This is a genomic window from Oryzomicrobium sp., assembly GCF_036820405.1.
In the GTDB taxonomy this organism is placed as follows: Bacteria; Pseudomonadota; Gammaproteobacteria; order Burkholderiales; family Rhodocyclaceae; genus Oryzomicrobium.
Window position 1 is genome coordinate 44,308 of record NZ_DAISLS010000017.1, and the last position, 26,037, is coordinate 70,344.

Consider the following 26,037-nt stretch of genomic DNA (forward strand, 5'->3'; position numbering starts at 1 on the left):
TGATTAGGACGAATCCCGTGAAACCCGCTCAGATCCTGGTTCCCCTCGTATTCCTCGGCGTCGGCTCCGCCGCCGGCTGGATGCTGGCCCAGCGCGACGAGGCCCCCGCCGCTCCTGCCGCCGGCGCCCCGGCTGCCGCCGCCAACACCGCGAAGGCCGCCAATCCGGCCGGCGCCCGCCCCGCTGCATCCCGCGACATCGTCGAAGCGCCCAAGGGCGGCTTCGACCCGGCCTTCGTCAAGGTGGCCGCCGCGACGAAGGCCCGGGTGCCGGACGGCACCCCCATCTCCGGTAAGCTGGCCTTCGACGCCGAGCACCTGCACCTGGTGTCGTCCCGCGTGGCGGGCCGGCTCGATCGCATCCTGGTGTTCGAAGGCGCCAAGGTGGGGGCCGGCCAGCCCCTGGCCGAGCTGTACAGCCCGGACTGGATTTCGGCCCAGAACGAGCTGCTGCTCGCCCGCAACACCCTGCGCACCCTGGCCTCCGCCGGCCAGCCCGACCTGCTGGAAGACGCCAAGGCCACCGAGCAGTCGGCACGCAACCGCATGAAGGTGCTGGGGGCTTCCGACGGCGACATCGCCCAGGTGGCCAAGACCGGGGTGGTGAGCAACTACCTGACCCTGCGGGCGCCGATCGCCGGTACCGTGACCAAGCGCAACATGGACCCGGGCGCCTTCCTCAACGTGGGCGACAACTTCATGACCGTTTCCGACACCAGCCACGTCTGGTTCGTCGGCAACATCTACGAGCAGGACTACGCCCGCATCAAGATCGGCCAGACCCTGGAATTGCAGGCGCCGGCGCTGCCGGGCCGCACCTTCCGCGGCACGGTCAACTTCATCGGCACCAACCTGGACCCGGTGACCCATACCCTGCCGATCCGCTGCACCGTGCCCAACGGGGACGGCGCCCTGCGGCCCGAGCTGTTCGTCTCGGCCACCCTGGTGACCGGCGAGAAGGACGTGGTGGTGGTGCCCAAGGCGGCGGTGGTGACCGCCCGCCAGGCGTCCTACGTGTTCGTCGAGGAAACCCAGGGACGCTTCCGCCGCGTGGCGGTGACCGCCTCGCCCTTGCCGGACGGCCGCATGGCCGTCGCCAGCGGCCTCAAGGGCGACGAGCAGGTGGTGGTGGAAGGGGCGACCCTGATCAACGAAATCATGGCGCGCCAGTGAGCGCCGCAACGGAACCCGTCCGATGAGTTCTGCCAGCTCCTTCATCCACGGCGTCCTCAAGCGCCGTGCGATCATCCTCGCCCTGTCCCTGGGCCTATTGCTGCTGGGCGCCTTCTCGTTCAAGCAGCTGCCGATCGAACCCTACCCGAACATCTCGCCCCTCAACGTCCAGATCATTTCCCAGTGGGCCGGGCGCAGCACCCTGGAGGTGGAGCGCCAGCTGACCATCCCCATCGAAACGGCCCTGGCCGGGGTGCCGGAGGTCAAGTCGTTCCGCTCCGTATCCCTGTTCGGCCTGTCGGTGGTGACCTTGCAGTTCCGCGAGGGGGCCGACGCCTTCAAGGCGCGCCACGACGTCCAGCTCTACCTGACCAACGCCAACCTGCCGCAGAACGTGCAGCCGTCCCTGAGCCCGGACGCCGACGCCCTGGGCGAGGTGATGCGCTACCGGGTGGAGAGCGACCGGCACGACCTGATCACCATCAAGGCCTACCAGGACTGGGAAATCTACAAGCTGCTCAAGACCGTGCCCGGCGTGGCCGACATCACCGGCTTCGGCGGCATGGTCAAGCAGTACCAGGTCCAGCCGATTCCGGCCAAGCTGCTGGCCTACGATGTGTCCCTGCCCCAGCTGGTGACCGCCCTGACCAACGCCAACGCCAACGTGGGCGGCGACACCCTGGCCGCCGGCGAGCAGCGCTACGTGGTGCGCGGCGTCGGCCTGATCCGTTCCCTGGAGGACATCCGCAACATCGTGGTAGCGGTGAACCAGGGGGTGCCGGTGCGGGTTGGCGACGTCTCCAACGTCACCCTGGGCTACGCGCCCCGACTCGGCCAGGTGCAGTACAACGACCGGGACGAGACGGTGGAAGGCATCGTCCTGATGCGCCGCGGCGGCAATGCCACCGAGATGCTCGACAAGGTGCGCACCCGCATCAGCGAGATCAACCAGAGCGGCCAGTTGCCCGAAGGCATGAAGATGGTGCCGTTCTACGACCGGCAGAACCTGCTCGACCTGACCACCCACACGGTCAAGCACGCCCTGTTCTTCGGCATCACCCTGGTGCTGGTGGTGCTGTACACCTTCCTCGGCAACTTCCGCGCGGCGATTCTGGTGGCGGCGGTGATTCCCCTGGCCCTGTGCGTGTCCTTCGTCGGCATGCACCTGTTCAAGGTGCCGGCCAACCTGATCTCCCTGGGAGCCATCGACTTCGGCCTGATCGTGGATGCGGCGGTGATCGTGATCGAGAACATCATGCGCAAGCTGGAGGAGGGCGAGACCCACCTGTGGCCGGCGATCATCACCGCCACCGCCGAAGTGCAGCGGGCCATGATCTTCTCCACCGGCATCATCATCACCGCCTACTCGCCCCTGTTCATCATGGGGGGGGTGGAAGGCAAGATCTTCCATCCCATGGCCATGACCATGGGCCTGGCGCTGATGGCCTCCATCGTGCTGTCCCTGACCTTCATCCCGGCGGCCGGCTCGTTCATGTTCAAGGGCGGGGTCAAGCCCCATGCCCCCCGCTTCGTCGGCTGGATCCTCAAGGTCTACGAACCGCTCCTGGTGAAGCTGCTCGACCGGCCCAAGACCGTCCTGTCGGTGGCCCTGGTGGCCTTCGCCCTGGCGGTGCTGAGCGCCATCAAGCTGGGTACCAGCTTCCTGCCGACCCTGGAAGAGAACAACCTGTGGATCCGGGTGACCCTGCCCAACACGGTGGACCTGAGCTACTCGTCCCAGGTGGCCAAGAACATCCGTTCGTTCATCTACCAGCAGCCCGAGGTGCAGAACGTCACCGTGCAGATCGGCCGGCCCGACGACGGCACCGATTCCACCGGCGTGTTCAACTTGGAGTTCGCCACCTTCTTCAAGCATCCGGACACCTGGCCCGCCGGCGAAACCCGGGAGGACATCATCAAGCGCCTCGAAAGCGAGCTGAAGCGCATCCCGGGCATCGAGTACAACTTCTCCCAGTACATCCAGGACAACGTGGCCGAGGCCATTTCCGGGGTGAAGGGCGAGAACTCGGTGAAGATCTTCGGCGACGACCTGGTGCAACTGGAGCAGAAGGCCATCCAGGTCCAGGGCATCCTGCGCAGCATCCAGGGCGTGGCCGACGTGGGCATCTTCCGCGAGCTGGGCCAGCCCACCCTGAACGTGGCGGTGGACCGGGCGGCGGCAGCCCGCTTCGGCCTCAACGTGGCCGACATCGAGGCCCTGGTGACTAACGCCATCGGCGGGGCGCCCGCCACCTCCATCCTGGAAGGTGAGCGCAGCTTCGACCTGGCGGTGCGCTTCCCCGAAGTGAACCGGAACACGGTGGACAAGATCGGCAACATGCTGGTGGATACCCCGGACAGCCAGCGCATTCCCCTGTCCATGGTGGCCAAGGTGGAGATCGCCGACGGCCCCTTCTTCATCTACCGTGAAGGCGCCCTACGCTACATCGCCATCAAGTTCGGCGTGCGCGAGCGCGACCTGGGCTCGGCGGTGGCGGAGGCCCAGCAGCGGGTGAACGCCGAGGTCGAGCTGCCCCGGGGCTACCGGGTCAAATGGGACGGCCAGTTCAACCAGATGAAGGAAGCCCAGCAGAAGCTGGCGGTGATCATCCCGCTCACCCTGCTGACCATCTTCCTGCTGCTCTACACCACCTTCGGCAATGCCCGGGACGCCGGCCTGGTGCTGCTCAACGTGCCGTTCGCGGCCATCGGCGGCATCGCCGCCCTGCATCTGGCCGGGGAGGACCTGTCGATCTCGGCCGGCATCGGCTTCCTGTCCCTGTTCGGTATCGCCATCCAGGACGGGGTGATCCTCATCTCCTACGTCAAGAAGCTCTACGATGAGAAGGCCGGCACCCTGCGCGACGCGGTGATCCAGGGCGCCTCCCTGCGGCTGCGGCCGGTGCTGATGACGGCGCTGCTGGCGGGCCTGGGCTTGCTGCCGGCGGCCCTGTCCCACGCCATCGGCTCCCAGGCCCAGCGGCCCCTGGCCCTGGTCATCGTCGGCGGCATGATCACCACCACCCTGCTCACCCTGCTGGTGCTGCCGGTGGTGTTCTACCGCACCCACGAACGGCGTGCCAAACCCCGGGATTGATCCCGGCGGGCTGCGGCCCGGACTCTGTCCGAGCAAACGAAACGCCCTCTTCGGAGGGCGTTTCGTTTGCAGCTTCCGTTTCGTCGTGGCCGGGAGACTGGAAGGTTGGGGCGGGAGCGTTGCGGGGCTCTGCAAAGGCCGACGCCCTCGGGCAGGGGAGGGCGTCGGGGGTGGGGCGGTGGAGGGGGCGGGCCGCCGTGGGATCGCCTACCAGGTCACTGCCAGCCGTAGCGGCGGGTGTAGAAGCCCTTCATGGCCTGGGTCAGCACCATGTAGCCGAGCAGGATCGCCAGCAGGAAGGGGAAGTAGCCGGCGGGCAGGGGCTGGAACTTGAAGTAGTCGGCCAGGGGCCCCATCGGAATGAACAGGCCGACGGCCATGATGAGGATCGTGGCGCTCATCAGGGGCCAGGAGGCGCGGCTTTGCAGGAAGGGGATGCGCGGGGTGCGGATCATGTGCACGATCAGGGTCTGGGTGAGCAGGCCGACTACGAACCAGCCGGACTGGAACAGGCTCTGGGCGGCCACCGTGTCGGCCTTGAAGACGTACCACATGACGGCGAAGGTGGTGATGTCGAAGATCGAGCTGATCGGGCCGAAGAACAGCATGAAGCGGCCCAGGTCCCCGGCCTGCCAGCGCTGGGGCGAGCGCAGCATGTCGTCGTCCACGTTGTCGAAGGGGATGGCGATCTGGGAGATGTCGTAGAGCAGGTTCTGCACCAGCAGCTGCATCGGCAGCATGGGCAAAAAGGGCAGGAAGGCGCTCGCCACCAGCACCGAGAAGACGTTGCCGAAGTTGGAGCTGGCGGTCATCTTGATGTACTTGAGCATGTTGGCGAAGGTGCGCCGCCCTTCCTGCACCCCCTCTTCGAGCACCATCAGGCTCTTTTCCAGCAGGATGATGTCGGCGGCTTCCTTGGCGATGTCCACCGCCGTGTCCACCGAGATGCCGATGTCGGCGGAGCGCAGCGCCGCCGCGTCGTTGATGCCGTCGCCCATGAAGCCCACCACGTGGCCGTTGGCCTTGAGCTGACGGACGATGCGGTCCTTGTGGGCCGGGGTCAGCTTGGCGAAGACATTGTTGCGCTCCACCGTCTCGGCCAGGGTAGCGTCGCTCATGGTCTCGATCTGGGTGCCCAGCACCACGCCGCTCATGTCCAGGCCCACCTCGCGGCAGATCTTGGTGGTGACCAGCTCGTTGTCGCCGGTGAGGATCTTCACCGCCACGCCGTGGTCGTTGAGGGCCTGGATGGCCGGGGCCGAGGTTTCCTTGGGGGGGTCCAGGAAGGCCACGTAGCCCACCAGGGTCAGTTCCTTCTCGTCGGCCACGCCGTAGGTGTCCTGGGTCGGCGGCAGCTCGCGGCAGGCCACCGCCACCACGCGCAGGCCTTCCCGGTTGAGGGCTGCGGTCACGTCGCGGATTTCGGCCAGCAGGGCGTCCCCCAAGGGCGCCTCGGTCTCGCCCTGGCGCACGTGGCTGCACACCGAAAGGATTTCCTCCACGGCACCCTTGCAGATCAGCAGGTGGTGCTGCTCCTGTTCGGCCACCACCACCGACATGCGCCGCCGGGTGAAATCGAAGGGAATCTCGTCCACCTTGCGGAAGGCGGTGGCCACCTGCAGGTTCCGGTGCACCTCGGCGTGCTCCAGTACCGCCACGTCGAGCAGGTTCTTCAGGCCGGTCTGGTAGTAGCTATTCAGGTAGGCCAGCTCCAGCACGTCGTCGGAGGGCTCGCCGAAGACGTCGGTGTGGCGTTCGAGGAAGATCTTGTCCTGGGTCAGGGTGCCGGTCTTGTCGGTGCACAGCACGTCCATGGCGCCGAAGTTCTGGATGGCGTCGAGGCGCTTGACGATCACCTTCTTGCGCGACAGCACCACCGCCCCCTTGGCCAGGGTCGAGGTGACGATCATCGGCAGCATTTCCGGGGTCAGCCCCACGGCGATGGACAGGGCGAAGAGGAAGGCTTCCAGCCAGTCGCCCTTGGTCAGGCCGTTGATGAACAGCACCAGGGGCGCCATCACGAACATGAAGCGGATCAGCAGCCAGCTCACCTTGTTGACCCCGGCCTGGAAGGCGGTGGTCACCCGGTCGCCGCCGGTGACCCGCTGGGCCAGGGCGCCGAAGTAGGTCTTGCCGCCGGTGGACACCACCACGGCGGTGGCCACCCCGCTCACCACGTTGGTGCCCATGAACAGGATGTTGTCCAGCTCCAGGGGGTTGGCCTGGCTTTCATCGCGCAGCTGAGCGAACTTTTCCACCGGCAGGGATTCGCCGGTCATGGCCGACTGGCTGACGAACAGGTCCTTGGCGGTGAGAATGCGCAGGTCGGCGGGGATCATGTCGCCGGCCGAGAGCAGCACCAGGTCGCCGGGCACCAGCTCGCTCAGGGGAATCTCCCGGCGCCAGGCCGGGCGGGTGTGGATTTCCACCCCGTAGTAGCGGCGGAAGAGGGGAGCGGCCTCCTCGCTGATGTCGCGGCGAATCACCGTGGCCGTGTTGCTCACCATCTCCTTGAGCTTGTCGGCGGCCCGGTTGGACTTGCCTTCCTGCCAGAAGCGGATGAGGGTGGAGAGGGCCACCATGGCGGCGATCACCACCGCCGCCTTCATGTCCTCGGTGACATAGGAAATGCCGGCCAGCAGGGTGAGCAGCAGGTTGAAGGGGTTCTTGTAGCAGTGCCACAGGTGGTGCCACCAGGGCAGGGGCTTTTCGTGCTCGACCTCGTTGGGGCCGACCCGCTCGCGGATCGCTTCGGCCTGGCTCTCGGTCAGGCCGTCGGTGTGGGAATCGAGCTGGGCCAGCAACTCGGGCACCGCCTTGCGGGCGGCGGCCACCAGGTCCTGGGCCAGGGACGGGGGCATTTCCCGGCTGATGCCGGTGCCGGCGAGACCCTCCAGTAGCGCCTGGCGGCGGAAGTGGCGGGTGATGGCGCGGGTGCGCACGAAGCCGGCGAAGAATTCTTTGACGATGGAGAGATTCATCGGGGGATCTCCTGGGCCAGCCCCCGGCGCCGGCGGGATGCGCTACGCCGGGGGCATGGATGACGATGGATTGTCGGGCATAACGCGGAAACGGGTGAATCCGGTGCGGATGGAACGTACGGTTGGCCGGGGACAGAACTGGTGGGTCCCGCCCCCGGCGGTATTTACAGCGTCGGGCGCAGGCCCAGGCTAAGTTGCAGTTGTACCGTGGCGGTGGCCAGGTCGGCGTTGGCTTGCAGGTAGGCCAGGTAGGTGTCGTCGGCGTCGCGCTGGGCGTTCAGCAGTTCGAGCAGGGACGCGGCGCCGCGCCGGTAGGCCTGGCGCATGCCGTCCAGCACCCGGTCCGCGTCCAGCAGCACCGATTCCCGGTAGCGGCGCACGTTTTCCCGGGCGGCGACGAACTGGCCGTAGGTGGCGCGCACGTCGCTCTCGGCCTTGAGCTCCACCGAGCGCAAGGTGAGCATGGCCTGGGTCACCGCCGATTCGGCCTGGATCAATTCGCCTTTTTGCAGGCGCGACACCGGGATGGGCAGCGTGACGGTCAGGGACAGGGTCTTGGACTTTTCCGCCGGCGAGTTGATCACATCGCCCTCGGGACCGTAGATGGGATTGACCCGGGGCGTCTGCGAAATGCCGACGTTGAAGGTCGGGTCCACCCAGCGGTTGGCGTGGGCCAGCTGGGCCTGGTCCCGGGCGTTCTCCAGGGCGGCCTGGGCCACCAGCACGTCGTCGCGCTGCTTGAGGGCTTGGGCCACCAGGGCTTCCGGGTCGCCGGCAGGCGTGTAGGCCTTGAATTCGCAGTCCAGGGACGCCTCGGGGAAGAGGTCGGCGTAGCGCCGGCCCAGGGGCACCGACAGGTTGATCAGGGCCGTCTGGGCGGCGGCCCGGGCCGAGGTCACGTCGGCGGTGAAGCGGTCCCGCTCGACCCGGGACTGGGCCAGTTCCAGCCCGCCGATGTCGCCGGCTTTCTTGCGCCGCTCGTTCATGCGCACCACGTCGGACAGGGCCTGGAGCGAATCCTCCTGGCGGACCAGGGCCTGGTTGGCTCGGCAGGCCTCGGCGAAGGACGAGGCGGCGTCGTTGAACAGCTGGCGGCGGAAGCTTTCCACCGTGGCCTCGGTGAGCCGCACGTTGCTCTGGGCGGCGCGGATACGCCGGTCGCGCTTGCCGCCGGTTTCCACGGTCAGGGCCAGGCCCGCGGTCATGGAGTTGGCGGTGTTGGGCTTGTTCGGGGTGTACAGCTCCTTGGAGGCCAGGCCGTAGGTGAGCTGGGGGTCCGGACGCACGCCGGCGATGGATACGCCGGCCTGGGCACTGGTGATGGTTTCGCGCTGGGCCGCCAGGTCCAGGCTATGGGTTTCCACCGCTTCCAGGTAGCGGCCGAAGGGGGTGCGGGCGGCGGCGGTCTGGGCGCCGGCCACCCCCGGCCCGAAGGCCAGGGGCACCAGCAGGGCCAGGGCGGCCAGGCGGGGAGCGGCGCCCGCGATGTCGTACAGCATCTTCATGTTGTTGTTCTCCTATAGCGCCATGTCCGGGGCGGCCTGCTTGGCGGCAAGGCGCTGGGCGCGGCGTTCGGCGAATTCTTCGATGACCCGGTAGAGGGCGGGCAGCAGCAGCAGGGTCAGGGCGGTGGCGGTGATCAGGCCGCCCACCACCACGGTGGCCAGGGGGCGCTGCACGTCGCTGCCCAGGCCGGTGGCGAGCATGGCCGGGGTGAGGCCCAGGGCGGCCACGGTGGCGGTCATCAGCACCGGCCGCATCCGGCTGCGGGCGCCTTCGAGCACGGCCTCGCGCAGGGGTTTGCCTTCTTCCGAACGCAGCCGGTTGATCTGGGCCAGCATCAGCACGCCGTTGAGCACCGCCACGCCGAACAGGGCGATGAAGCCCACGGCGCTGGACACCGACAGGGTCATGCCGCGCAGGTGCAGGGCGGCCAGGCCCCCCAGGGTGGCCAGGGGCACCACCAGCAGCACCAGGGCGGGCTGGCGCATGTTGCGGAACTCGGCGAAGAGCAGCACGAACATGATGGCCAGGGTCATGGGCAGGATCACCGCCAGGCGCGCCTCGGCCCGTTCCAGGTTCTCGAACTGGCCGCCCCAGCTGATCTGGTAGCGCAGGTGGTCGTACTTCACGTCCCGCTCGATGGCCTTCTGGGCGTCCGCCAGGAAGGAGGACAGGTCCCGGCCCCGGGTGTTGAGCTTGACCGTCAGGTGGCGCCGGGCGCTTTCCCGGGTGATGGTGCTCTCGCCGCTGCTGGTCTGGACCCGGGCCACCTCGGAGAGGGGGATCTTGGCGCCGGTGGGGCTGGTGAGCATCAATCCGGCCACCGCTTCCGGGCTGTTGCGCACGGATTCGGGGAAGCGGATGGCGAGGTCGTAGCTCTTCTCGCCGACGAACACCTGGCCGATGGGGGTGCCGCCGATGCCGGTGGAGATCAGGTCGGCCACGTCGCCGGCGTTGAGGCCGTAGCGGGCGGCGGCGGCCCGGTCCAGGTCCACGCGCAGGTTGGGCAGGGGCGGTTCCTGGTCGATGGCCACGTCGGCGGAACCCGGGACCTTGTCCAGGGTGGCCACCACGTCGCCGGCGATGCGCCGCATTTCGTTGAAGTCGTCGCCGAAGATCTTCACCACCAGGTCGCTGTGGGCGCCGGAAAGCTTGTCCTGCACCCCGTCGATCATGGGCTGCATGAAGCCCACCATGAAACCGGGCAGCTGGCGGTAGCGGGCGTCGAGCTTGGCGATCAGCTCCTGCTTGGTCATGCCCGACTTCCAGGTACGGTAGGGGTGGAGCCCGACGCTGACCTCGATGTGGGACGGCGTCCACGGGTCGGTGCCGTCGTCGTTGCGGCCGAGCTGGGTGACGATGTAGGAGACTTCGGGGAACTCCCGGGTGGCGGAGCGCAGTTCGCTGGCCATTTCGCTGGCTTTGTCCAGGGTGATGCCCGGGGGCAGGGTCACCTGGAGCCAGATCGAGCCTTCATCCAGATAAGGCAGGAAGTCGCGGCCGATGGTCGCCCCCAGCCCCACCACGCCCGCCAGGGCCACCAGGGCCACGGCGATGGCCAGCCGGGCATGGGTGACCATGTGGTTGAGCCAGTGGTTGTAGCGGACGGCCAGCCATTCCAGGGCCTTGTTGTGGAAGATGCGCCGGGGCTTGCGGAAGGCCAGGTAGGCCAGGCCCGGAATCAGCGTCAGGGCGGTGATCAGGGCGCCGATCAGGGCCGCGCCGACCGCATAGGCCATGGGCGAGAACAGCTTGTACTCGATGCGCTGGAAGGCGAACAGGGGCAGGTAGGCGGCGATGATCACCAGCATGCCGAAGAAGATCGGCCGGGCCACCTGGAGGGTGGCGTCGATGGCGTCCCGGGGCGTGAGCGCCCGGCCTTCCTCCTCCTCGCGCCGGCGCAGGATGTTTTCCACCAGCACCACGGCCCCGTCCACCAGGATGCCGAAGTCGATGGCCCCCAGGGACAGCAGGTTCGCCGGAATCTTGAAGTGGTGCATGAAGATGAAGGCGATCAGCAGCGACAGGGGGATGGTCAGCGCCACGATCAGGGCCGCCCGGGGGCTGCCGAGGAACAGCAGCAGCACCACGGTCACCAGGATCATGCCCTCGGTGAGGGTCATGCTCACAGTGTGCATGGTGGCGTCGATCAGGGTGGTGCGGTCCAGGTAGGGGACCAGCTTCACATCCTTGGGCAGCAGGTTGTCGTTGAGGTCGCGTACCGCCTCATGGATGCCGTCCAGGGCCATGGAGGCGTTGGTGTCCTTGAGCAGCAGGACGATGCCCGAGAGGGTGTCGGGCACGTCGTCCTTGCCCAGGATGCCGCGCCGCTCCACGTTGCCGTAGCGCACCGTGCCCAGGTCCTTGACCAGCACCGGGGTGCCGTTCTTGGCGGTGACCACCACGTTGCCCATGTCGTCCAGGGAGCGGATCAGGCCCACGCCACGGATCACGTAGCCCTGTTCGCCCCGGTTCATCAGGCTGCCGCCGGCGTTGGCGTTGTTGGCGTTGATGGCGTCCTTCACCTGGCCCAGGGTCAGGTTGTACTGCACCAGGCGGGCCGGGTTGAGTTCGAGCATGAACTGGGTGGTGAGACCGCCGAAGTTGGTGACGTCGACGATGCCGTTCACCTTCTTGAGCCGCGGGATCACGGTCCAGAATTGAAGCTCGGACAGCTCGCGCAGATCGCGGGTGGGGGATTCCAGGGTGTAGCGGAAAATCTCGCCGATGGGCGAGGTGTAGGGGTCCAGGCCGGGCTGGGCGCCATAGGGCAGGGCCACCTCCTGCATGCGTTCCTGAAGGCGCTGGCGGGACCAGTAGCCTTCGACGCCGTCCTGGAACACCACGGTGATGATCGACAGGCCGAAGGTGCTGCGGGAGCGCAGCACGTGCATCCCGGGAGTGCCGAGCAGGGCGCGCTCCAGGGGGATGGTGATCTGCTGCTCCACCTCTTCGGCGGCTAGGCCAGGCACCTGCGTGATGATCTGGGAGGTGACGTCGGCGATGTCCGGATAGGCTTCCACCGGCAGGCTCTTCCAGCTGTGCCAGCCGTACAGGGCCACCAGCACGAACACCAGCCAGAGGATGCCGCGGCGCTGGAAGCAGAGGGAAACGAGGCGCTCAATCATTGAGAAGCACTCCTTCCTTCACGACGATGCGCTCGCCGGCCTTGAGGCCGCCGGTCACTTCCACCTGGTCGCCCAGGGTGGCGCCCACGGTGACGTTGCGGGCCCGGTAGACGAAGGGGGCGGTTTCCACGAACACTCGGGTGTACAGGCCGCTCTGCACCAGGGCGGTGGCCGGAATGACGGTGGCGCGGCGCTTCTCGCCGGACAGGGTGACCTTGGCGAACATGCCCGGACGCAGCCGGCCGTCCTGGTTGTCGATGGCGACGCGGACCTTCACGGTGCGGGTGTCCGGGTCGAGCAGCTCGCCCACGTAGCGCACCCGGCCGCGCAGGGTCAGCTCGTCGAAGGCGTTGAGGCGGATCTCCACCGGCTGGCCGACGAACACGCCGCCCAGGTCGCGCTCGGAGACGTTGGCCACCAGCCACACCGTGGACAGGTCGGCCACGGTCATGATCGAGGCGTTGGTGTCGTTCCAGTAACCGCCCTGGGCGCCGTTCAGTTCCACCACCCGACCGGCGATGGGCGAGCGCATGGCGTATTCGCGGCCGGCGGGAGAGGAAGCCACGGCCCCCAGCTGGGTCAGGCGGGCGTGGGTGGCCTGGGCGTCGCTCTCGGCCTGGCGCAGGCCGGTTTCGGCCGTCTCGTAGTCCTTGCGCGAGATGATGTCGGCGTCGAACAGTTCCTTCTGGCGCTCAAAGTCGCGGCGGGCCTGGATCAGGGCCAGCTGGGCCTTGCTGGCGTCGTTGCGGGCCGAGCTGAGGTCGGACGAATCCAGGGTGAACAGCACGTCGCCCACCTTGACGCCGTCGCCCAGCACCTTGTTCAGGCGGGTGATGCGGCCGGCCAGGGGCGGCACGACCTTGATGAACTTGGCCGGATCGGCCTCGATGGTGCCGGGGGCGGCGATGGGACGTTCCACGTCCCGGTCTTCCACGGCGGCCACCTTGATGGTGGTGCGCAGGGGGGAGCTTTCGGGGACCTTCACCAGGGGGCCGTCATGCTGGACGGCGGCGGGGGGCTGGGCGGGGGCATCGGCCTTGCCGCAGCCGCTCAGGGCGACACAACTGGAGGCGGCCAGGGCCAGGGCCAGGGGGAGAGTGGCGGTACGCAATGTTTTCTCCTGAGTTCTTATCGGTGTTGCCGGTCGTGGATCGTTTATGACGCGATTGTTGCAGCTGTACGTTACGAACGCTCGACGACCTGCCAAGCGGGAAAAAAGGTGCGCCGGTCCGACATCGGTCGGGCGGCGGCCCGACGCACCCGTCGAGGGCTAGGGTCGGGGTCCATGGCGGGTCCTTTGTCGTGACGCCGGCCGGTCAGTGGCAGCGGCAGGCGAAAGTGGCGGAAGGCACGGTTTCCCAATGCACCGAGCGCACCGGGGGAACCAGGCCGATTTCCTGCACCAGGCGCACCAGGATGCCGCGGCGCTCCACGGGACAGGACACCAGCACGCGCATCAGGCGGGCGTCCATGCCGGCGTTGGCGTTGTGGGTGGCGATCTCGGCCGGGGGCAGCCCGGTGTCGTCCAGGGTCAGGCGCACCAGCTGTTCCACCCGATCCTGGACGGATTCGGGGCAGAGTACGGTGATCACGTAGGGCCGGGCGGGAGGCACGGCGGGCAGGGCGCGGGCGGCGGCGCGGCCGCCGGCGAAGGGGATCCAGGAAGCGAAAGCCATGGCGTGTCCTCCTTATTCCGGAGTGCCGTTGAGGGTGGCCCAGCGGATGGCCGAGACGCTCTTTTCCAGGCTGACCCGGCTGACGATCTGCTCCAGCAGGCCGTGGTTGCCCGAGGTGGCGAGCAGGTCCGCCTGGACGTCGATCTTGCCGATGCGGCTGGAATCCTCGCTGTGCAGCGACTGGAGCACCAGAGCGGGCATGGCCCCGAGCATGTGCAGCATCAGGCTGCGCACATGCACTTCCTCGGTGGCGTCGCAGGTGGCGACGATGCGGTAGGGCTGTTCGACCTCGATGCCGGCGGCGGCCGCCTGGCGGTTGAGGCGCTGGCCCATGCCGCGCAGCAGGTAGTTGGCACCGATGATGAAGGCGGTGCCGATGGCTGCCTCCAGGGCATGGCCGATGCCCGCCAGCAGGCCCACGGCGGCCGAGCACCACAGGGTCGCGGCGGTGTTGAGGCCGCGTACGTTCATGCCTTCGCGCATGATCACCCCGGCGCCGAGGAAGCCGATGCCGGACACCACCTGGGCGGCGATGCGCTCTTTGTCCTGAGCTTCGGGGGAAAGGATGGACACCGCCACGAACAGGGCGGAACCGGCGGAAACCAGGGCATTCGTGCGCAGCCCCGCCATGCGTTGGCGCAGCTGCCGCTCGGTGCCGATGAGGGCGCCCAGGGCCAGCGCGACCAGCACGCGCATTGCAAAATCAAACCAGATCATCACCGTCTCCCGTTGGTACGAGGAACAACGGTGAGCCTTGAACGAAGCCGTGAACGGGCGCGCCGCGCCGATTCAAGCGGATTCAGGACTGCAGAAGGATCGGGGTGGCGGAGGGGAACTGCATTTCCGCCCAATGACGCCGCGTCGGGAGACGCGACAAGGGAATGGAATTCGCGCGTCTCTTAGCGGTGGTCGTCGTTACACGATCGACTACTGTCACTAGAACAAGAGCCCACGTCGAAACTCCATGAAGTTGAAAACGGCGCGATTTTCGGCGTCGCTTCAGGCCTTGTCAAGACGGAAAGTATTAAACAAATGTGACATTTTGATGATGTCGGTTTGTGCGCTGCCGCAAGACCCCTGGGGGCCTGGGAAAATTCCCGGAAGTGGCTTGAAAAGCCAGGGTTTTATTGTTTTTCAGGCTTGCGGAAGAAGTCTGACGCGAGGCTGATTGTGCGGTGCGGTGCGGTGCGGCGTCGCGAGCGGCACCGACAAGGCGCGCTTTCCCGAGCGCGGGGGCGCCACCCGGCCAAGGCCGGCGGTTGGCCGGGGCGAACGATCGTGCGGCGCTAGCAGCCGCTGGTGTTGACCGTCACCACCGGCGTGCCCGATCCGTTATACGTGTATTGGACGGAGCACTGGGCGGGATCGGGAGCGCTTTCGATTCGCCAGCCGGCATCGCCGCCGGGAATTTGGCCGTTTCCGTAGCCATAGAAGGTGAAGTTCCCGTAGGGCACCGCCGCCGCCGAGAGGTAGCAGCCGCCTCCTGGCGCCGTGAACCCCTGCTGGCTGACGCCGATGCCATCGCACCATCGGTCCGGATAACCGTTCCAGATGCGCATTGGCGTTCCGCCGATGGTGATCCAGGTGATATCAATTTGTTCGCCCGGCGTGCCGGTACCGCTGACGCCGGTCATGGCGGCGACCAGGTTCAAGGCGCTGCTCACCGAGCCCCCCAGGCCCTGGATCGCCGCCGTCCGCGCCGATGAGCCGAGGTTGATGAAGCGGGGAAGGGCGGTGGCCGCCAGGATTCCGAGGATGACCACGACGACGATAAGCTCAACCAGTGTGAATCCGCGGTTTCTGCGCATGGGGGACCTTCAGGGGCGACGCGGGATATCTCGATGACGGGTGGCAATTTTAACTGCAATGCTCCACGGAAACTTCATGTTGAATTTTCACGTCATGAAAACGTGCCCTTCCTGTACCGGGCGAAACCCTTGGCGGGCCCGAAAATGCAACAGCCGCGGAAGTTTCCTTCCGCGGCTGTTGCGCTGTCGGCCCCGAGGGGCCGACCGGGATGGTCGGGGGCTGGGCGTTTAGCCGCAGGAACCCACGGCACCGCAGGCGGTGCAGAAGTCGCAGCCGTCCTTGCGGATCACGGTGTAGTTGCCGCAGTCGCCGCACAGCTTGCCCTGCATGGTCCGGGGCGAGGTGCCGTCCTCGGCGCTTTCCAGGATGCCCATCTGCTGCAGCGGCAGACCGTTCTCGTCCAGGATGCCGAGCATGGCGTAGCGGTGGATCACCAGCTGGGCCAGGTAGGCGACGGTGGAAGGGTAGGTCTGTTGCTTGCGCGAGCCGGGCACGAAGGCCATGAAGTCGCCCAGGGGCTCCGGGTAGTCGAGCAGCTTGCGCAGCTTCATGCCGATCCAGGCCGGGTCGAGGACGCGCATATCCAGGGACAGCATCTTGCACAGGCCGTCCAGGGAGCGCGGGTAGTTGCCCGACAGCCACATGGAGTAGGGGCGGGTGACGCCGTCGGGCAGGGTGATTTCCTTCAGACCCAGGACGAAGTCCTCGCCGGTGGCCGGGTTGAACACGTCCACGGTCCAGGACAGGGTGCCGTCGGTGCCGGTCTTGGGCTCCTTCAGGCTGAACATGGCGTCCAGCACCGGGGACGGGCCGTCCTGGCCGAGCCAGCCGAGTTGCTCAATGCGGTAGCGCATCAGCTGGGCCATGGCGGAGACCACCGAGGGCATGCGCTTCTGTTCGCCGTGGGGCGGGAAGGGCATGTCGAAGGATTCGCCGGAGGGCGTCTTGGCCAGGGTGTCGAGCTTGAGTTGCAGCCAGGCCCGGTCGTTGGCGCGCATGTCCATCGACAAGGTCTTGGCCACGGCGCCCAGACCGCGGGGCTGGGCCGGACCGTTGACCCACACCTCGAAGGGCCAGGCCTTGCCTTCCTGCTCGACGTGGCCGATGAACAGGGCGAACTTGCCCAGGGGCGATTCGAGCATGTAGGTCCAGGCCAGGTTGCCTTCCGGAATGCTCGGACGGCTCGGCCATTGCAGGCTGGACAGCACCGGGGCGGGCAGGGACTTGATCGACAGGCGGCGGTTGGCGTCGGAGACGAAGTCCTGGGGATTGGCCTTGTCGTCGCCGGGCTGGGCGGTGGGGGTGGAGGGCTCCACCGACAGCACCGAGCCGAGCACACTGTTCGGGCGGTAGGTGGCCAGACCCTTCAGGCCGGACTTCCAGGCATCCATGTAGAGGTTCTGGAATTCGGCGTAGGGGTAGTCGGCCGGCACGTTCACCGTCTTGGAGATGGCGGTGTCGATGTAGGGGGCGACGGCGGCGACCATGTCCTTGTGCGCCTGGGCGGACAGTTCCAGGGCGGTGACGAAGTACTCGGGCAGCTTCTCCACGTTGCCGCCCAGGTGCTTGTACAGGCGCCAGGCGTAGTCCTCGACCGCGTACTCCTTGAGGGTGCCGTCGGGCATGCGCTTCTTGCGGTTGTAGGTCCAGGAGAAGGGCGGTTCGATGCCGTTCGAGGCGTTGTCGGCGAAGGCCAGGGAGATGGTGCCGGTGGGGGCGATCGACAGCAGGTGCGAATTACGCAGGCCGTGCTTGCGGATGGCCGCCTTGATGTCGTTGGGCAGGCGCGAGGCGAAGTTGCCCCCGGACAGGTACAGCTCGGCGTTGAACAGGGGGAAGGCGCCCCGTTCCTGGGCCATGTCCACCGAGGTCAGGTAGGCGGTGTCGCGCATGAACTCGGAGATGCGCGAGGCCATGGCCCGGGCTTCCGGCCGGTCGTAGCGCAGGCGCAGCATGGCCAGGGTGTCGCCCAGGCCGGTGAAGCCGAGGCCGATGCGGCGCTTGTTCATGGCTTCTTCGTGCTGGCGGGGCAGGGGCCAGTGGGTCACGTCGAGCACGTTGTCGAGCATGCGGGTGGACACCTTGACCACTTCGGCGAAGGCGTCGAAATCGAACTCGGCCTGCTCGGAGAAGGGGTGGCGCACGAACAGGGTCAGGTTGATCGAACCCAGGCAGCAGCACCCGTAGGGGGGCAGGGGCTGTTCGGCGCAGGGGTTGGTGGCCTCGATCACTTCGCAGTAATTGAGGTTGTTGTCCCGGTTGATGCGGTCGAGGAACAGGATGCCCGGCTCGGCGTGGTCGTAGGTGGACTTCATCACCTGGTCCCACAGGTCCCGGGCGCGCACCTTGCGGTACACCCACAGGCCGTCCTCGCGCTGGAAGGCGCCGGCGCGCTTCATGTCGGCGTTGGGTTCGGCGCGGTGGGTCAGCTCCACGTCCTTGTCTTCTTCCACCGCCTTCATGAACACGTCGGTGACGCCCACCGAGATGTTGAAATTGGTCAGGTCGCCGTGGTCCTTGGCGTGGATGAAGTCCTCGATGTCCGGATGGTCGCAGCGCAGCACGCCCATCTGGGCGCCGCGGCGGGCACCGGCGGATTCGACGGTCTCGCAGGAGCGGTCGAACACGCGCATGTAGGAGACGGGGCCGGAGGCGCGGGACTGGGTGCCCTTCACCAGGGCGCCCACCGGGCGGATGCTGGAGAAGTCGTAGCCGACGCCGCCGCCGCGGCGCATGGTCTCGGCGGCCTGGGCCAGGGCGGTGTAGATGCCGGGACGGCCGTCAACGGTCTCGACGATGGAATCGCCCACGGGCTGGACGAAGCAGTTGATCAGGGTCGCTTGCAGGTCGGTACCGGCGGCGGAGTTGATGCGGCCGGCGGGGACGAAGCCGTTTTCCTGGGCCCAGAGGAATTTTTCCTCCCACTTGGCCCGTTCCTTTTCGGTCTCGACGGCGGCCAGCGCCCGGGCTACCCGGCGGCGCACGTCGTGGACGCTGATTTCCTTGCCCTTGGCGTATTTTTCGACCAGGACTTCGACGGAAATCTCCTGCTCGGGCAGGGGTCCCACTTCGGGGGCGTCGGGGATGGCGGTAAGCGACAGCTGTTCGGCAACCTTGCTCATGATTCGGCCTGTCTCCAGAAGGAATTGCGTAGATATTGAAGCTGTGAAAACTCAAAAAGCATGGACCCGCTGGGGGTCCGATTCGGCGCAAAATCTACTACATGTAGTGGTCAGCGGCAACGACTTGACTAAATATAGGTTTTTCTGGGCCAGGGGGCAAAGATTATTTGCAGCCTTGCAACGGCCGGCTTCTGCCCCGTATTGGCGGGGAAAATGCGGGCAACGCGCCTGTCATCGTCAGCGCGCCGGCAGGGAAAAATACCCGGGACGAATAGGTTCGGGAGGGAACCATCGGCCCCCGCTTCCATCAGACCGTTTCCGGGAGCGTTCGTGCCGCCCGGGGGGCGGCAAGGGTGGGCTCCGGACGGAATGAAAAGGAGCAACACCATGCAACTGAACGGAAAAGTCGCCCTCATCACCGGGGCCGCCAGCGGCATCGGCAAGCGCATCGCCGAGGTCTATGCCCAGGCCGGCGCCGCCGTGGCCATCGCCGACATCAACCTGGACGCCGCCCGCAAGGCGGCGGACGAGATCGCCGCCACCGGCGGCAAGGCCATCGGCGTGGCCATGGACGTGACCAGCGAGGCGGCGGTGGACGCCGGCACCCAGGCCGTGGTCGATGCCTTCGGCCAGCTCGACATCCTGGTCTCCAACGCCGGCATCCAGATCGTCGCCCCCCTGGTGGACTACAGCTACGCCGACTGGAAGAAGATGCAGGCCATCCATGTGGACGGGGCCTTCCTCACCACCCGGGCGGCGTTGCGCCACATGTACCCGGGGGACCGGGGCGGCACGGTGATCTATATGGGCTCGGTCCATTCCCACGAAGCCTCGCCGCTCAAGTCGGCCTATGTGGCCGCCAAGCATGCCCTGCTCGGCCTGGCCCGGGTGCTGGCCAAGGAAGGGGCGGCCCACAACGTGCGCGCCCACGTGATCTGCCCGGGCTTCGTGCGCACGCCCCTGGTGGACAAGCAGATTCCCGAACAGGCCCAGGAACTGGGCATCAGCGAAGAGGAAGTGGTGCGCCGGGTGATGCTCGGCGGCACGGTGGACGGGGTGTTCACCACCGTGGATGATGTGGCCCAGACGGCCCTGTTCCTGGCCGCTTTTCCCAGCGCGGCCCTGACCGGTCAGTCGTTCGTGGTCAGCCACGGCTGGTACATGCAATAAGGGAGGCGGCATGGACGCCTGCAGCGACGGCGAACGCTACTACGACAGCCCGGCCCTGCCGGCCGGGCACAGCTACCAGACCGTGGCCCTGGTGCTCCAGGGCGGCGGCGCCCTGGGGGCCTACCAGGCCGGGGTGTTCGAGGGACTGGCGGCGGCCGGGCTGCAACCGAACTGGGTGGCCGGCATCTCCATCGGCGCCCTCAATGCGGCGATCATCGCCGGCAACCCGCCGTCCCGGCGGGTCGAACGGTTGCAGGAATTCTGGCAGACCATTTGCCGCCCCCCTTTCTTTCCGCCCACCCCCCTGGGTCCCCTGGACGTGAAGGATTGGCCGGCCTCCCTGGCAGAGCTGATGAACAGCTGGGAAGCCTGGCGGGCGGTGACCGAGGGGCAGAACGGCTTCTTCTTGCCGCGCCCGCCCTTCACCGGCGGGCGGCCGCCGGGGCCGGACACGGCCAGTTACTACGACACGGCGCCCCTCAAGGCCACCCTGGAATCCCTGGTGGATTTCGAGCGCATCAACGACCCGGGCGCCATGCGGGTCTCGGTGGGGGCGGTGAACGTGCGCACCGGCAACTTCGTCTATTTCGACAACACCCGGGAACGGTTGCGCCCCGAGCATTTCATGGCCTCCGGCGCCCTGCCGCCGGGCTTTCCGGCGGTGGAGATCGACGGCGAGTTCTACTGGGACGGCGGGGTGGTGTCCAACACCCCCCTCCAGTACGTGCTCGCCACCCCGCCGCGGCGCCATTCCCTGGTGTTCCAGGTGGACCTGTGGAGCGCCCGGGGCGACCTGCCCGCCGACCTGCCTGAGGTGATGCTGCGCCAGAAGGACATCCAGTATTCGAGCCGCACCCGCACCATCACCGACGCCATGGCGCACATGCAGCGGCAGCGCCGCCTGCTGCGGGAGCTGATGGAGCTGGTGCCGGAAACCGAGCACCGCAACCCCTGGTACCGGCGCGCCGCGGAAGAAGCCTGCGACCGCCTGTTCAACGTGATCCACCTGATCTACCGGGACAAGGCCTGCGAGGGCCACTACAAGGACTACCAGTTCGGCGCCCTCACCATGCGCGAGCACTGGAAGAGCGGCCTGGCCGACATCGGCCACACCCTGGATCATCCGGAATGGCTGGAAATGCCCACCCCGGAACAGCCCTTCGTCACCCACGACGTGCATCGGGCTGGGCTACGGCACGAGGAGCATGGGGGGTGAAGGGTTGGGGGGCGGGCGGGCCAACAGGGCTGTCGTTCCTGTCGCACAGGCGGCGGGTTGAGCGGCGGTCCAGGTCGGTGGCCGGCCCCCGCTTGATTTCCCTGGTTCTCTCCATCTTCTTGGCGGGGGCGGCCTTGCCGTGGCCCGGGCCGGCCCAGGCTCAGGTGCTCTACGAAAAACGCGGGTCGGGGGGCACTGTGTTCTCCGACACGCCCCTGCCGGGCGGCCGGCCGGCCCGGGTGCCGCCGGACAACGCGGTGCCGGCCCCGGCGCCCCCTGCTCTGGCGCCGCTCCCGCCCGCCGCGCCGGCGAAAGACGCCGATGCGCCCCGGCCCTTCGCCTACAGCGCCTTCGCCATCGTCTATCCGGAAAACGCCGGAAGCGCCTCGGCCAACACCGCCGCCTTCGCCGTGCGGCTGCGCATCGAGCCGCCCCTGCGACTGGACCTGGGCCACACCGTGGCGCTGCGCCTGGATGGGCAGCCGGTGCCGGGGCGCTATACCCGGGAAGATTTGGTGCTGCCGCCGGAAGCCTTCGGCGATACGGTGGCCCTCAACCGCCGCTATCGGCTGGAGGCGAGCATCCTGGACCGGGACGGCCGGGTGCTGATCAGCGCCAGCCCGGTGGATTTCTACCTGCGCCTGCCGCCGCCGCTCCGGCAACCCCGCCGCTAGCCGGAGGGCGCAAGCCACCCGGGGTAGCGCGATAAGACGGCCAGGCGGCCGACCGACGGGGAGGCGGGGCCGTAGGGGCGTTGGGCGGCTGTCGCGCCGCCCCTGCTGTCGTGACGCCACTCCGCGATGTATTAATTTTCTTCATGTATTCCGGTGGCGGAAACGTGAAACTCGGCGACTGGCGCGGACCTTCGTTTTTCCGTCAGCCGGTTACTTGAATATTTTTAATATATTGCCCGGTGCGGGTGGCGCGGTTCGCCTTCGCCGACGGCCGGTAACGCCCGGGTCGGCCTTCGGGTGCGAGGCGGGGGATCAGGCGGAGGGTCAGGAGAGGCCCGAGGCGGGGCGCGAACGGGCCTTAGCCGTTTTCCCGCGCCGTTCCCAGCACCGCCGCGGCGGCGCGCCGGCCGGAGCGCACCGCGCCTTCCAGGGTGGCGGGCCAGGGCGCCCAGGTCCAGTCCCCGGCCAGGTGCAGGCCCGGCGCCAGGGTGATGGCCGCCGGGCGGCCCAGGCCGGCGCTGGCGGCGAAGGTGGCCCGGGCCTCGACGATGCGCTTGTGCCAGGCGAGGGGCGGCGCGTCGCGCAGCGGCGCCTTCTGGCCGGCGGCGCGCAGGTAGGGGCGGACGTGGGCCAGCAGGCGCCGGGCCAGTTCCGCCTCGGGCAGGGCCTGCCAGGGGCCCCGGGCGGAAATGACGCAGGCCAGCACGCCCGGGTTGCCCGCCGCGCCCCGGTCGAACACCCAGGCCGGGCTGTCGTCCGGGGCTGGGCCGTCGATCTGGACGATGGGGCGGGCCAGCCCGATGCCGGGGGACAGCCCCAGGTACACCGTGGCGATGGGCTCGTAGCGGTAGCCGGCGAGCAGGTCCCGGGTGGCCTGGGCGGCGGGGATGTCGGGCAGCAGGGCCGCCGCGTGCTGGGGGGCTACCGCCAGCACCACCTGGCGGGCCTCGATGGTTTCTTGCGCGGCGCCGTCCAGTTCGATGCTCCAGCCGGCCACGGCCGGCACCAGGCTTTTCACCCGGGCCGAGGTGCGCACCGCGCCGCCCCGGGCGGCGATCCAGGTGGCGGCGGGGTCGGGGAAGACGGCGGAAAGGTCGGCGGCGGCCACCAGGTAGTCGGTGGCGCCCGGGACGCGGGCGCCGGCCCCCAGGGAATCCCACAGCACCCGGGCGAAGACGGCCATGGAGGCGGCCTCCAGGGGGGTGTTGAGGGCGGCCAGGCACAGGGGGGCGTAGAGGCGCCGGGCCAGCACGCCGCCGGCCAGGCCGGTGGCGGCGAGCCAGTCGGCCACGGTCTGTTCCGGCGGGGCGCTCCAGCCTGCGGCTTCCAGGGCTTTCATGGCGCGCACGGCGCGGAATTTTTCGCCCCAGCCGGCGCCCCGGGCCAAGAGCAGGCCGGCGGCCACGTCCAGGGGCGGTGGCAGGGGGGGCAGGGCGAGGCGCAGTTCCGGCGATGCGACGAACAGCCGGTGGCGGGTGAGCAGGGCGTCCGGATCGGCGCCGACCTGGCGCATCAGCGCCAGGGTGTCGGTGTAGGCGCCGATCAACAGGTGCTGGCCGTTGTCCAGGCGCTGGCCGTCCACGGCCACGCCCCGGGCCCGGCCGCCCGGCTGGCGGGCCGCTTCGAGCACCAGAGGGCGAAGCCCGGCGGCGGCCAGGTCGATGGCGCAGGCCAGGCCGGCCCAGCCGGCACCGATGACGGCGACGCTCATGCGTAAAACGGAGGGCGGTGAAAAAGGGCGCGGGCCATGGCCGGCCTCAGCTGCGCAGCCAGACCTTGAAGGCCAGCCACAGCTTGCGGGTGGGGGGCAGGGAGGTCCGGTGGGTGAGCACCCGGCAGCCGTCCCGCTCGATCTCGGTGAGCAGGGTCTGGTAGATCTCGGCCATCATCAGCCCGGGGCGCTGGGACTTGCGGTCGGCCGCCGGCAGGTGGGCCAGGGCCTGGGCGTAGTACTGGCGGGCGCGCTCGATCTGGAAGCGCATCAGGGCCTGGAAGTTGTCGCTCTGGCGCGATTCCAGGATGTCCTTGGCCGGCACGTTGAAGCGTTGCAGCTCGTCGATGGGCAGGTAGATGCGGCCGCGCCGGGCGTCCTCGCCCACGTCGCGGATGATGTTGGTGAGCTGGAAGGCCATGCCCAGATCGTGGGCGTACTTTTGCGTGCGCGGGTCGGTGCTGCCGAAGATTTCGGCGGCGAGCAGGCCGACCACGCTGGCGACCCGGTAGCAGTACAGGGACAGGCCCTTGAAATCCAGGTAGCGGGTCTGGGTCAGGTCCATCTCCATGCCGTCGATGATCTCCAGCAGCTGCTCCTGGGGCAGGTTGAAGCGCGGCAGCACGTCCTTGAGGGCCTGGGTCACTGGATGGGTGGGCTGGCCGGCGTAGAGGGCGGCCACCTCGCGGCGCCACCAGGCGAGCTTGGTGGCGGCCAGGGCGCTGTCGTGGCACTCGTCCACCACGTCGTCCACCTCGCGGCAGAAGGCGTAGAGGGCCATGATCGCCTGGCGCTTCTCCAGCGGCAGGAAGAGGAAGCTGTAATAGAAGGACGAGCCGCTCTTGGCGGTTTTATCGCGGCAGTAGTCGTGGGGATTCATCGCAGCAGAGCGGTGGTGATGAGGCGGAGCCAGTCGCCGGCCCCGAGGGTGGGGCGGCGGGCGAACACGTCGTAGGAACGGGCCTGGATTTTATCGAGAATGCGCTCGCCCCCGGCCACCGTCAGGGCGATTTCCCACTTGAGCCGGCCGGAAAGGGCGCCGAGCAGGGGGCGGCCGGCGTCGAACAGGGCCCGGGTGCGCTCGACCTGGAAGGCGAGCAGGGCGCAAAAGCGCTCGTCGGCCACGCCCCGGGCCAGGTCGGCCTCGGTCACGGCGAAGCGGGCCATGTCCTCCTGGGGCAGGTAGATGCGGCCGGTGGTCTCGCCGTAGCGGTTCTTCTGCCAGTCGATGCCCACGTCCTGCCAGAAGTTGGTCAGTTGCAGGGCGGTGCAGATGGCGTCGGACTGGGCCAGGTGCGCGGGCTCGGTGCGGCCGAACAGGTGCAGCACCAGCCGGCCCACCGGGTTGGCCGAGCGGCGGCAGTAATCGAGCAGGCTGGCGTAGTCGGCGTAGCGGGGCGTCACCACGTCCTGGGCGAAGGCCGAGAGCAGGTCGCGCAGGGGCTGTATCGGCAGGCCGTGGGTGGCAATGGCCTCGGCCAGTGGGACGAAGATCGGCGCCAGATCGGCGGGCGCCGCTTCACCCCGTTCCAACTGGGTGAGGGTCGCATCGAGGCGGGCCAGCTCGGCCAGACGCGGCGCCGCCGGGGCGTCGCCCTCGTCGGCCACGTCGTCGGCGTAGCGGGCGAAGCGGTAGATGGCCTCGATGGGCTGGCGCAGGCGGCGCGGCACCAGCAGGGAGGCGACGGGAAAATTTTCGTAGTGGTCGACCGGCATGGAGGCGGGTGCCGGATGCGGCCGGCGCACTGGGAGTGCGGCGGCTCCGGCGCCATGTCTTCTTTTATGGTTTCGTGGCGGCGGCTGACAGTATAGGGGGCAGTCGGTTAAAATGGCAGGCTTGCTCCCCAAGCGGCCCATGGCCGGCGGCGGGCAAGCGCGCCGCGTGCAACGCGCGGCGCAGGCCGTTCGGCCGTGCCCGGTTGGTGAAATTGGTAGACACGCGGGATTTAGGTTCCCGTGCCGAAAGGCGTGAGGGTTCGAGTCCCTTGCCGGGCACCATCTGCAACGCTTCCTCAAGACCCCGATTGTTCGGCTGCTGCCGGCGCTTCGCTCCCGGTCCGCTCGTGGGCGCCATGGCTTTCCCGGAACAGGTCAAATTGCGGCTTTTGCCGCCGCTGGCGGTATCCTGGGGCTGCTGCGCCGCTTTTCCCCTGTTTGGGTCCATATTTACGGTTGATACGCTATCCGCGTGCCGTACCGCAACGCTCTCTCAGCAGCTTGTAAGCGCATCAACTCGAAGCATGATCCAAGCGTGACTTAATGTATTTCAGCATGTCTTCGGCAGACACGTTTGAATTGGCCGGAAGAAGTATCCAGAACGGATTAAGGAACGTTGCTTGCCTTGGAAGTAGCCTTATTGCGGGCTCTGCCGTGCTATTTCGCCTCCCCAGTGGGCGAGATAACGGTGCGAAATCAAATAACTCCGCATTTTTCACCGCTGACCAAGGAATAGTCTTTGGTTTGAAAAGTCCAGGCAATTCCAACCCTCGCTCGTTGATTATGTAAGCCGGCGTTCTTGTGATACGCCTAAGTATCACCTTGGCAGCACCGAAAATCGTTACAGCGGCCAGAAAAAACGCCGGGACACGGACTAATAGAGGAAAGGCATTAGTCCATCCGATAAATGCAAAAAATGGAGCCAAGGTCGTCGCCGCAACCAGATGTTTTATGGTGGTCAAACCCGACAGACGAACCGCGACACGATTTGTCATTTATTTACGCAAGCTGGGATGGTTGATTTGCTATGCATCGTGCTGAATTTCAAAGTACGAGGCAATC

At 67.7% G+C, this 26,037-nt stretch carries 17 protein-coding genes and 1 tRNA gene; 6 read left to right on the plus strand and 12 right to left on the minus strand.

The window, feature by feature from the left end; all coding sequences use genetic code 11:
• The first annotated feature begins 17 nt into the window (after positions 1 to 17).
• Both V7Z98_RS16220 and V7Z98_RS16225 read left to right on the plus strand, forming a co-directional pair.
• Positions 18 to 1,172 carry an efflux RND transporter periplasmic adaptor subunit gene (locus V7Z98_RS16220; protein WP_334159106.1) on the plus strand — a complete coding sequence of 385 codons (1,155 nt, stop codon included), beginning with the start codon at positions 18 to 20 and terminating at the stop codon, positions 1,170 to 1,172.
• Between the two features lie 22 nt (positions 1,173 to 1,194).
• Positions 1,195 to 4,269 (plus strand): efflux RND transporter permease subunit, encoded by a 3,075-nt coding sequence (locus tag V7Z98_RS16225; protein ID WP_334159107.1) that lies wholly within the window; start codon positions 1,195 to 1,197, stop codon positions 4,267 to 4,269.
• A 215-nt stretch (positions 4,270 to 4,484) separates the two neighbouring features.
• Here the strand turns inward: V7Z98_RS16225 and mgtA are convergent, their stop codons facing one another.
• The 8 genes from mgtA to V7Z98_RS16265 form a co-directional block, all read right to left on the minus strand.
• Complete coding sequence (gene mgtA, locus V7Z98_RS16230; protein WP_334159108.1) at positions 4,485 to 7,250, minus strand: magnesium-translocating P-type ATPase; 2,766 nt, start codon at positions 7,248 to 7,250, stop codon at positions 4,485 to 4,487.
• A gap of 164 nt (positions 7,251 to 7,414) precedes the next feature.
• Positions 7,415 to 8,755 (minus strand): TolC family protein, encoded by a 1,341-nt coding sequence (locus V7Z98_RS16235; protein WP_334159109.1) that lies wholly within the window; start codon positions 8,753 to 8,755, stop codon positions 7,415 to 7,417.
• A 12-nt stretch (positions 8,756 to 8,767) separates the two neighbouring features.
• A complete protein-coding gene (locus V7Z98_RS16240) occupies positions 8,768 to 11,881 on the minus strand; it encodes an efflux RND transporter permease subunit (protein ID WP_334159110.1) in 3,114 nt (1,037 codons plus the stop codon).
• Positions 11,874 to 12,992, minus strand: a complete 1,119-nt coding sequence (locus V7Z98_RS16245; RefSeq protein ID WP_334159111.1) for an efflux RND transporter periplasmic adaptor subunit — start codon at positions 12,990 to 12,992, stop codon at positions 11,874 to 11,876. The genes V7Z98_RS16240 and V7Z98_RS16245 overlap by 8 nt, the downstream gene beginning before the upstream one ends.
• Before the next feature lie 205 nt (positions 12,993 to 13,197).
• Positions 13,198 to 13,557 (minus strand): hypothetical protein, encoded by a 360-nt coding sequence (locus tag V7Z98_RS16250; protein WP_334159112.1) that lies wholly within the window; start codon positions 13,555 to 13,557, stop codon positions 13,198 to 13,200.
• Positions 13,558 to 13,569: 12 nt separating this feature from the next.
• Positions 13,570 to 14,274, minus strand: a complete 705-nt coding sequence (locus tag V7Z98_RS16255; RefSeq protein WP_293265634.1) for an MgtC/SapB family protein — start codon at positions 14,272 to 14,274, stop codon at positions 13,570 to 13,572.
• Positions 14,275 to 14,843: 569 nt separating this feature from the next.
• Complete coding sequence (locus V7Z98_RS16260; RefSeq protein ID WP_293265635.1) at positions 14,844 to 15,365, minus strand: prepilin-type N-terminal cleavage/methylation domain-containing protein; 522 nt, start codon at positions 15,363 to 15,365, stop codon at positions 14,844 to 14,846.
• A 228-nt stretch (positions 15,366 to 15,593) separates the two neighbouring features.
• Entirely contained in the window at positions 15,594 to 18,488 is a 2,895-nt protein-coding gene (locus V7Z98_RS16265) for an adenosylcobalamin-dependent ribonucleoside-diphosphate reductase (RefSeq protein WP_293265636.1), read from the minus strand.
• Positions 18,489 to 18,875: 387 nt separating this feature from the next.
• Between V7Z98_RS16265 and V7Z98_RS16270 the strand changes: the two genes are divergently transcribed.
• The 3 genes from V7Z98_RS16270 to V7Z98_RS16280 all read left to right on the plus strand — a co-directional run bounded on the left by V7Z98_RS16270 (position 18,876) and on the right by V7Z98_RS16280 (position 21,548).
• On the plus strand, positions 18,876 to 19,658 hold the full coding sequence (locus tag V7Z98_RS16270) for a 3-hydroxybutyrate dehydrogenase (protein WP_334159113.1): 783 nt from the start codon (positions 18,876 to 18,878) through the stop codon (positions 19,656 to 19,658).
• A gap of 10 nt (positions 19,659 to 19,668) precedes the next feature.
• Complete coding sequence (locus V7Z98_RS16275; RefSeq protein ID WP_334159114.1) at positions 19,669 to 20,874, plus strand: patatin-like phospholipase family protein; 1,206 nt, start codon at positions 19,669 to 19,671, stop codon at positions 20,872 to 20,874.
• Positions 20,875 to 20,966: 92 nt separating this feature from the next.
• A complete protein-coding gene (locus tag V7Z98_RS16280) occupies positions 20,967 to 21,548 on the plus strand; it encodes a hypothetical protein (RefSeq protein ID WP_334159115.1) in 582 nt (193 codons plus the stop codon).
• A gap of 358 nt (positions 21,549 to 21,906) precedes the next feature.
• Here V7Z98_RS16280 and hpnE read toward each other — a convergent pair whose 3' ends face one another.
• Genes hpnE through hpnC form a run of 3 tightly spaced genes read right to left on the minus strand, consistent with a single transcriptional unit; the run spans position 21,907 to position 24,975 of the window.
• Positions 21,907 to 23,259, minus strand: a complete 1,353-nt coding sequence (hpnE, locus tag V7Z98_RS16285) for a hydroxysqualene dehydroxylase HpnE (protein ID WP_334159116.1) — start codon at positions 23,257 to 23,259, stop codon at positions 21,907 to 21,909.
• A gap of 46 nt (positions 23,260 to 23,305) precedes the next feature.
• Positions 23,306 to 24,139, minus strand: a complete 834-nt coding sequence (gene hpnD, locus V7Z98_RS16290) for a presqualene diphosphate synthase HpnD (protein ID WP_293265641.1) — start codon at positions 24,137 to 24,139, stop codon at positions 23,306 to 23,308.
• Positions 24,136 to 24,975 (minus strand): squalene synthase HpnC, encoded by an 840-nt coding sequence (gene hpnC / locus V7Z98_RS16295; protein WP_334159117.1) that lies wholly within the window; start codon positions 24,973 to 24,975, stop codon positions 24,136 to 24,138. The genes hpnD and hpnC overlap by 4 nt, the downstream gene beginning before the upstream one ends.
• Before the next feature lie 197 nt (positions 24,976 to 25,172).
• Here hpnC and V7Z98_RS16300 point away from each other — a divergent pair.
• Positions 25,173 to 25,257, plus strand: a tRNA-Leu gene (locus V7Z98_RS16300).
• Positions 25,258 to 25,487: 230 nt separating this feature from the next.
• Here the strand turns inward: V7Z98_RS16300 and V7Z98_RS16305 are convergent.
• Positions 25,488 to 25,970: a hypothetical protein gene (locus V7Z98_RS16305; protein ID WP_334159118.1), complete on the minus strand. Its 483-nt coding sequence runs from the start codon at positions 25,968 to 25,970 to the stop codon at positions 25,488 to 25,490.
• Between the last annotated feature and the right edge of the window lie 67 nt (positions 25,971 to 26,037).

Excerpts from the sequence above, each read along its gene's own strand:
- V7Z98_RS16225 (WP_334159107.1), top strand. The coding sequence starts at position 1,195 with ATGAGTTCTGCCAGCTCCTTCATCCACGGCGTCCTCAAGCGCCGTGCG.
- mgtA (WP_334159108.1), bottom strand. The coding sequence starts at position 7,250 with ATGAATCTCTCCATCGTCAAAGAATTCTTCGCCGGCTTCGTGCGCACC.
- V7Z98_RS16235 (WP_334159109.1), bottom strand. The coding sequence starts at position 8,755 with ATGAAGATGCTGTACGACATCGCGGGCGCCGCTCCCCGCCTGGCCGCC.
- V7Z98_RS16240 (WP_334159110.1), bottom strand. The coding sequence starts at position 11,881 with ATGATTGAGCGCCTCGTTTCCCTCTGCTTCCAGCGCCGCGGCATCCTC.
- V7Z98_RS16250 (WP_334159112.1), bottom strand. The coding sequence starts at position 13,557 with ATGGCTTTCGCTTCCTGGATCCCCTTCGCCGGCGGCCGCGCCGCCGCC.
- V7Z98_RS16255 (WP_293265634.1), bottom strand. The coding sequence starts at position 14,274 with ATGATCTGGTTTGATTTTGCAATGCGCGTGCTGGTCGCGCTGGCCCTG.
- V7Z98_RS16260 (WP_293265635.1), bottom strand. The coding sequence starts at position 15,365 with ATGCGCAGAAACCGCGGATTCACACTGGTTGAGCTTATCGTCGTCGTG.
- V7Z98_RS16265 (WP_293265636.1), bottom strand. The coding sequence starts at position 18,488 with ATGAGCAAGGTTGCCGAACAGCTGTCGCTTACCGCCATCCCCGACGCC.
- V7Z98_RS16270 (WP_334159113.1), top strand. The coding sequence starts at position 18,876 with ATGCAACTGAACGGAAAAGTCGCCCTCATCACCGGGGCCGCCAGCGGC.
- V7Z98_RS16275 (WP_334159114.1), top strand. The coding sequence starts at position 19,669 with ATGGACGCCTGCAGCGACGGCGAACGCTACTACGACAGCCCGGCCCTG.
- hpnE (WP_334159116.1), bottom strand. The coding sequence starts at position 23,259 with ATGAGCGTCGCCGTCATCGGTGCCGGCTGGGCCGGCCTGGCCTGCGCC.
- hpnD (WP_293265641.1), bottom strand. The coding sequence starts at position 24,139 with ATGAATCCCCACGACTACTGCCGCGATAAAACCGCCAAGAGCGGCTCG.
- hpnC (WP_334159117.1), bottom strand. The coding sequence starts at position 24,975 with ATGCCGGTCGACCACTACGAAAATTTTCCCGTCGCCTCCCTGCTGGTG.
- V7Z98_RS16305 (WP_334159118.1), bottom strand. The coding sequence starts at position 25,970 with ATGACAAATCGTGTCGCGGTTCGTCTGTCGGGTTTGACCACCATAAAA.